Source organism: Methylobacterium sp. WL18, assembly GCF_008040015.1.
In the GTDB taxonomy this organism is placed as follows: domain Bacteria; phylum Pseudomonadota; class Alphaproteobacteria; order Rhizobiales; family Beijerinckiaceae; genus Methylobacterium; species Methylobacterium mesophilicum.
Genome location: NZ_VRVD01000739.1, coordinates 1 through 2,101 on the forward strand (window position 1 = coordinate 1; position 2,101 = coordinate 2,101).

3 protein-coding genes are annotated in these 2,101 nt (G+C 71.5%); all 3 read right to left on the bottom strand.

Annotated elements, in window-relative coordinates; all coding sequences use genetic code 11:
• A partial coding sequence (locus FV228_RS27695) for an ATP-binding cassette domain-containing protein (RefSeq protein WP_147857437.1) occupies positions 1–391 on the bottom strand: 391 nt, incomplete at its 3' end.
• Entirely contained in the window at positions 372–1,109 is a 738-nt protein-coding gene (locus FV228_RS27700; protein ID WP_147857438.1) for an ABC transporter permease subunit, read from the bottom strand. The genes FV228_RS27695 and FV228_RS27700, both read right to left, overlap by 20 nt.
• A gap of 51 nt (positions 1,110–1,160) precedes the next feature.
• Positions 1,161–2,093, bottom strand: a complete 933-nt coding sequence (locus FV228_RS27705; RefSeq protein ID WP_147857439.1) for an ABC transporter substrate-binding protein — start codon at positions 2,091–2,093, stop codon at positions 1,161–1,163.
• Between the last annotated feature and the right edge of the window lie 8 nt (positions 2,094–2,101).

Below are 2,101 nucleotides of genomic sequence, written 5' to 3' on the forward strand. Positions count from 1 at the left end.
GCGACAGGGCCTTCGGGTAGCTGCCGCGCCAGGGCGACAGGCCGAGCTTGGCGAACAGCGCGTCGAGGTCGCGTCCGCGCCGCGCCCGCGGCAGGCCCAGCCGGACATTGTGCTCGACGCTGCGCCAGGGGAGCAGGCGCGGCTCCTGAAACACCATGCCGGCCTGGCCGGCCCCGGAGACGCGGCCCTCGAAGTCGGTGTCGAGGCCGAGCAGGATCCGCAGCGTCGTGGTCTTGCCGGCGCCGGACGGCCCGATCAGGCAGACGATCTCGCCGGCCCCGACTCCGAACGACAGGTCGCGGACGGCCTCGACCGGCTCGGCGCCCTTGGCGCGGTAGCGCTTCGCGGCGATCGCGACCTGCAGGACGGGTTCAGCGCCAGCGGCGGACATGCGCTTCGAGCCGCTGGAGGAGGAGGACGTCGATGCCGATCATCACGGTCATGAAGACGAGGCTGTAGCCGATGATCGCCGCCACGTCGGTGCTCTGCACGAAGTAGTAGTTGATCGCGAAGCCGACCCCGTCGGGGCGCCCCAGCAGCTCGACCACCAGGACGATCTTCCAGGCGAGCGACAGGCCGGAGCGGGCCGCCGTGACCACGTAGGGCTGGAGCTGCGGCACCAGCACGTCCAGCGCCCAGGTGCGCCGGTCGAACCGGTAGGCCCGGGCCATCTCGTCGAGGCCGGGATCGAGGTTGCGGGCGCCCTCGCGCACGATCACCGCGACGTTCGGCAGCTTGTTGAGCACCACGGCCAGGATCGCGGCGGTCTCGGTCAACCCGACCCAGACATAGGCCAGCACGGTGATCACCAGCGCCGGGGTGTTGAGCAGGACGAGGAGCGGCGTGTCGAGGGTGAGGTCGGCGGCCTTCGAGCGACCGAGCGCCACCCCCAGCAGGATCCCCAGCACCATCGCCACCGCGAAGGAGATCGCCACCCGCAGCAGCGTCATCCCGACATTGTGGAACAGGTCGCCGCGCTCGGCCTCCTGCACGATGAAGCGCAGCACAGCCATCGGCGCCGGCAACAGGCGCGACCCGGCCTCCAGCGCGGCGAACTGCCAGGCGGCGATGAGCACGACCAGGGACGCGATACGGGTCAGCGCGCCCATGCGGTTCCGGCGATCCGGATCCCCGACCTGAAAGCCAGCCTGACGGGCAGCTCAGCCATCGCGGCCGTTGTCGTAATAGAGGTCCGGCGGCAGCCCGGCGCCCTTCCCGACGAGCCGTGCGCCGCCGAGCCGGGACATGACGGCGTAGAGCTTCTCGGCGTCGGTCCGCTCCGCCGCCACCGTCCGGCGCGGGATGCCGGCCAGGAAGTCGCGCTTCAGGGCCTCGAACGTCGCGTCGTTCTCGGCCGCCATGAGCGGGCGCACGATCTCCCAGGTGCTCGGATCGGCGGCCAGCATGTCCTTCGCCGACCGGGACGCCCGGGCGAAGCCCGCCACGGCCTCGGGCTTCTCCTTCACGGTGGCGTCCTGGAACAGGTAGCCGATCAGGGAGACGTCGCCGGCCACACCGAGCGCGTGCATGATGTCCTCGGCGCCCACGAGCCGGCGGAAGCCCTTGGCCTCGAGGCGGGCGCAATAGGTCCAGTAGGTCAGCGCCGCGTCGAGGGCGCCCTGTTCCAGCTTCAGCGTGATCAGCGGCGGCGCGCCGTACGCGATCTCGGTGGCGCGCTCGAGGTCGATGCCGGCGGCATCCCGGGCCTGCGCCCTCAGCAGCAGCCAGTTCTTGTCGAGGGGGCCGCCGGCGACGCCGAAACGCTTGCCGTCGAGGTCCTTGAGGCTCTTGATCGGGCTGTCGGCCGGCACCATCACGGCGCCCTCCGAGGTCGAGTACGGGATGAAGCGCACGGCTTGGCCGTCGTTGCCGAGGCGGGCTGCCCAGAGCAGGTCGCCGATGATCGTGTCGACCTGTCCGCCGATGAAGCTGATCCGCGCCGCGTCGTTGCCGGCGAGCTTGACCGCGTCCAGCTGGAAACCGTTGGCGGTATCGAGGCCCCGGGCCTTGATCACCGCCGCCTCCCAGGTCGAGGTGCCGAACGGGAGGCTCCCGAGGCGGATCGCCGGCACGTCCGCCCGCGCCGCCCGCAGGCCGAGGC